Genomic DNA, 5,027 nt, shown 5'->3' on the forward strand with positions numbered 1-5,027 from the left:
GCCGCAGGCCAACGGGAACAGGAACCTCGTCGTGTGCCAGCGTCAATGACACCAGCGTCTGGCAGTTGGCTCTCTTGCCAAGCATCGATGCATATTGTGGTGCGACCCCGACAGAATGGTCGCCCTTCTTCGGCAGAGCTGTATCATCGATCACCAGAAACGCATCAGAGGCTCCAACCAGTCTGTCGGCCTGCACCGCCAATTCCGCCTCAAGTGGACCGGCGTCCCAAATGCCATCCGAGATGAAATGGTGCAGGCGATCGTAGCGATCGGGCGCAAGGCGTTCCGCCATCGGCTCGATGCTCTTGCGATCTCCCGGCCCGATCAGGCCCGAAATATACACCGGACACATCTGCCGCCGCTTCTTGTGACCGAGCTTCTCGATGAATGGCTTCAGCCATTCCGTCAGGGTAGCATCCTGCTCTGCCATCCTTCGCACCCCTGTTGAAGTGCCAAAGATCGCAGATCATCGTTAACCGAGGATTAATCTGCCAAAGTAGTGTTAGGTTCCAGAATCATGCCCACCATGTGATGATTGCGGCAATGAGGACGGCGGCTGTGAAGTTGGCGGCGAGTTTGTCGTATCGGGTGGCAATGCGGCGCCAATCCTTGAGTCGACAGAACATACGCTCGATGACGTTGCGGTGCCGGTATGCCCTTGGATCGAAGGGATGGATGCGTTACGGGTCGGGTTGTTGGGGATGACGGGGGTTGTCCCTCTTTCGGCAAGAAAGCCTCGTAGACCATCGCTGTCGTATGCCATGTCGGCGGCGAGGAAGTAGGCCGGCGGGACGGCCGCGATTAGAGCGAGCGCGGCGCGAACGTCGCCCAATTGTCCGGGCGTGATCTCAAAGGCGAGCGGCCGCCCGAGATGATCTACGATGGCGTGGATCTTTGTGGTCCTGCCGCCGCGCGAGCGGCCGATCGCCTGGATTTGCGCCCCCCTTTTCCGCCGGCTGCCGAGCGGTGCGCCTTCGCCGTCGTGCTGTCGATCATCTGCATGTCGCCTGGGCTAACGTCGACGAGTGCCGCAAAAAGACGTTGCCACAGGCCGCGCCCGGCCCAGCGGTGAAACCGGTTGTAGATCGTGGTCGGCGGGCCGTAGACGGGCGGGCAATCCTGCCAGCGGCATCCGACTTTCAGCACGTGAACAATCCCGCCATGACGCGACGATCGTCGACCCGGCGGGCTCCGGGCCGGTTTTTCGGCAACAAAGGCTCGATTGCCGCCCATTGCCGATCGCTCAGCCAGCTATTTTCGATCGGCGCTTTCAGCCACAGCTTGATCAGCCGCAGCACGTGCCGGTCGACAATGCGTCGGGCCACCGATTTGAGGAGGTCCGAATGCGGAATCGTGTCGAAGTATTTCGACAAATCGGCGTCTACCACGTCCGTGTAGCCCCGGCAGACAAGCCGGTGCACTTCCTTGATGGCGTCGGTCCCACTACGTCTGGGCCGATAGCCATAGGCATTGTCCTCGAAGTCCGCCTCGAATACCGGTTCCAGCACCAGCTTGGCGGCGGTCTGAACCACCCGGTCCCGAATGGTCGGGATGCCATGCGGGCGTTCGCCGCCCCCCGGCTTCGGGATCATCACCCGTCGCACCGGCTGCAGCCGGTAGCTCTTCGAGACAAGTTCCTCGCGCAGGCCCGCCAGCCACCTCTCCACACCCTCCGCCTCGATCTGCGCAAAGGTCACGCCGAACCCGCATTGGCGCGGGCCAGCGCATAGGCGTGGCGCAGCATGTCCTCACGGCAGATCTTGTCGTAGAGCACGTAGAAGCGGAAAGCGGGCTCCGCCTTCGCCTTACGATACAGCTTCCTCTGCAGGTTCCTGATCTTTTCGGGTGTTTCCAGGCTCGTCGCCAATCACCCCCTCCTCACCAACTTCGAAAGCACACCAGAAGTCAGGGCCCTTCCCTCCGCCGGCATCACCCGGCCTCAACGGTCGTACGACCCTGTCCGACTCCCGCCGGCACCGCCGCCCCGGAGGCTGCGTTGAGGCCGCTACCCTCATGCCGAACGGGCCTCCCTCGATTACCCGCATCACCTTTCCAACGTGCCGTGCCCAATACCCCGGCAGACCGGACAGGTGCCTATGTCTATTGCTTCTCTATTCGGCTGGTAAAGGTCAAGCGCTTTCGAACTTTTCCGCTTCTCCGGTTTTTGATGTCTTTCGCAGGGTCTTGCTTCTCTCCGGGATCGGCCTTTGGCCCTCCCACCATGGGGTTAGAATGATGAAGTAGAACAATCTTGCGTGCGTTCTGAGCGTCATTTCACGACCGAACAAAGCGATCTTCGAACTCACTTCACCATCGTCCTGCGACGGACACCTATCCGCCGGGTTGCGGATCCCGTTATCTCCTTTTTATGCCGCGCCGTTATCGTTTGAGATCAGATGACGGCTGGCAAATCATCCCGCGTCCAGCAAAATTCAGTGCCGTCACTCATCATGCGATGCATGATGACCGCCAGCCTGCGGGCGAGCGCGACAATGGCCTTTCGCATGCCGCGCCGTTTGGCGATGTTCATCGCCCAGGCCTTCAGCCATGACCATTTTCTCACATTGATCATCAAGGTCTGGGCGGCTTCGTAAAGCAGCGTTCGCATCATCGCGTCACCGCACAGTGATATACATCCAACACGCTTGCTTTCTCCCGACTCGTTGAGCTTCGGCGTCAGCCCCAGTATCGGTCCAACAGCCTTCGAGTTCTTGAACCGCTGCGGAATGTCGATGGTGCTCGTGAACGCCAGCGATACGACGGGACCGACACCGGGGATCGTCATCAGAAGCCGGCACATCTCATCGTTGCGCGAGATGTCCAGAACCTTCTTGTGCAACCGGGAGAATTCCTCACGCAACTTATGCCTCGCTGTCAGCAGCGGATCCGTGACTTCGTGAAGATCCGCCATGTCATCGACCAACTCGCGAATCCGCTCCTCGAATTTGACCGCTCCAACGTTGCCGACCTTCAGCCCAAATTGCGCAACAGTCCGCGAATGTCGTTTTCAATGGCGATCGCCTTGCCTTGCAGCAGCTTGCGCGCCGTCAGCAGAGCTCGCCGCTTCTGGCTCGTCAGCGTCTTGACATGCACAGGGCGGTACAGATTGACCCGCATCATCTGCGCGATGCCACGTGCATCATTGCGATCGGTCTTGTTCGGCTGAGCCTTCAGGAAGGCCTTAACATGGCGCGTTTCGATGCAAATCACCGGCAGGCCGGCCCTGGCTAGGGCCTCGAATAGCCACTGCGATAAAGGTCCGGCTTCAAGACCAACCCGCTCAAGATTCCAAGCCGGATCTCGCAACACTGCGATCAGGTCGTCGGGGTGGCTGGGAACCTTCACTCTTGCCCCTTTTCATCGACAATCTTTCACCGAGACATCAAGGCCCGTATAATGCTTCACGCTGCGCTCCAATGAAAGAATGCAAGGACAAAACGCTCGCTTTTCGTGGCTTTCCCTGGGTTCGGGTATGTTTTGACCGGCATTTCAGCCGATCGGCCAAATCCTTTCTGTCCGCTGGACGGTTGTTTGCGTCCTTCGGTCCTGAACCATTCTCCAATCCGTGACCCAGATGCCCCTCATCGGCTCGGTCACATAGTGGCGTTCGGCTCCCGGCTTCCCATTCTTCCTTAAGAGCGCAGTCCGGCGCTGCCGGCTCGCTAGCGCAGCGTCAGGACAGCCGAGATGTCGGTAACGATACTCTTTCCTGGCCGTTGGCGCCGCGCCGTTCGTAGGGGCGCTGGTCGCGCAGGACCTGGAAGGCGATCGTCAAAAGCTTGCGCGCGATCGCAACGCGCGCCTTGTTTGCTCCTCTGAACTTCAAGTGTTCGTACTGGGATCGAAGCTGCGGATCCGCCGCGACGGCCGGTGCGACTGCCTCGACAAAGGCCCAGCGCAGCCACTTGTTGCCCTGCTTGATGATCTTGCCGTGATAGGTCTTGCCGCCGCTCGAATAGGTCGAGGGGACAAGCCCGGCATAGGCCGCCAGCTTCTTAGCATCGCGGAACCGGGAGATGTCATCAATTTCGGCGTCGATCAGCCGGGCGAAGAACTCGCCAATGCCGGGGATCGTCTTCAACAGCCTCACATTGCCGTTGGTCTTCGTCATGGCCCGGATGGTGGCTTCTGACTGCTTGATCCGCCCGTCGATGTCGCTGATGAAGTCGAGACCACGATTGATCTGGATGCGGTCGATCTCCGACACGCTGAGCATTGCCAATTGCTTGCGCCCAGCCTTGCCGAACAGGTCGCTCGGCTTCTTCAATTGCGCCGTCTGTTCCGGATAACGATCGAACACCGTCACGATCCTATTCTTTACCATTGTTCGCAGCCGCACGTAGAACATGCGCTCGCGCAGCGCGATGCGAAGCTCGCGTGCCTTCTCTCCTGGCGCCCAAGCCTGCGGAATAAGATCGGCCCGCAACAGATGCGCCAGAACCGTCGCATCGATCTTGTCCGTCTTGATCTTGGCGTCGGCGATCGCCTTCACCTTCAGCGGATGCGCCAGCACGACATCGTCGCAAAGGTCGCCCAGCCAGTCGTACATCACCATCCAGTTGCGGGTCGCTTCCACAACCGCGTGTGAGTTCTCCCGATATCGCTCCAGAAAGCTACCGAGCGACTGACAGTCGTTCTTCACCCGCCCGGACCGCAGTGTCTTCCCGGCCGAGTCCTGAACTACCAGGTGGCTGAAGCTTTTGTGGTAATCGACCCCAATATGATAATCGTAAGATGCAGGCACGCTTTGTCTCCTTAATTGAGTTCATCAAAACCCAAGCAAGGTAAGCCAAACCGCGCAATACGCGATTGTCCGGCAATCATCTGCGACTCAGCGAGCCGTCCTTCCAGTGGGCGCGACCTCTTTCATGCCACCTTCCTTTCCGATGCTTGTGGCTGTTGCAAAACATGAGCACGTTTAATATCGCTCGAAGCGCAGCACCTTTCTCCTACCATCCACCGCCGTCCAAGGGTGAGGCTCAAGCCGGATACCCCATCTTGCGTAGCGCGGGCAGCGCCGTTCATAC

Annotated in this window: 3 protein-coding genes and 3 pseudogenes; all 6 read right to left on the minus strand. The window is 59.4% G+C overall.

All coding sequences use genetic code 11. The features are described 5' to 3' along the window. Window positions 1-430, minus strand: a 430-nt coding sequence (locus EOA27_RS21465) for a transposase (RefSeq protein WP_145970454.1), incomplete at its 3' end; no start/stop codon positions are given. A gap of 85 nt (window positions 431-515) precedes the next feature. Beyond that, window positions 516-1,262: pseudogene (locus EOA27_RS21470) on the minus strand (IS5 family transposase). A 48-nt stretch (window positions 1,263-1,310) separates the two neighbouring features. After that, a pseudogene (locus EOA27_RS42240) lies at window positions 1,311-1,592 on the minus strand (reverse transcriptase domain-containing protein); the annotation flags it as partial. Between the two features lie 101 nt (window positions 1,593-1,693). Then, window positions 1,694-1,867: a hypothetical protein gene (locus tag EOA27_RS42245; protein ID WP_245491131.1), complete on the minus strand. Its 174-nt coding sequence runs from the start codon at window positions 1,865-1,867 to the stop codon at window positions 1,694-1,696. Between the two features lie 525 nt (window positions 1,868-2,392). Further along, window positions 2,393-3,279: pseudogene (locus tag EOA27_RS21475) on the minus strand (IS110 family transposase); the annotation flags it as partial. Window positions 3,280-3,673: 394 nt separating this feature from the next. Beyond that, window positions 3,674-4,744, minus strand: a complete 1,071-nt coding sequence (locus tag EOA27_RS21480) for an IS110 family transposase (RefSeq protein WP_127257102.1) — start codon at window positions 4,742-4,744, stop codon at window positions 3,674-3,676. Window positions 4,745-5,027 lie beyond the last annotated feature (283 nt).

This window comes from Mesorhizobium sp. M2A.F.Ca.ET.037.01.1.1 (assembly GCF_003998075.1).
Taxonomy (GTDB): Bacteria; Pseudomonadota; Alphaproteobacteria; order Rhizobiales; family Rhizobiaceae; genus Mesorhizobium.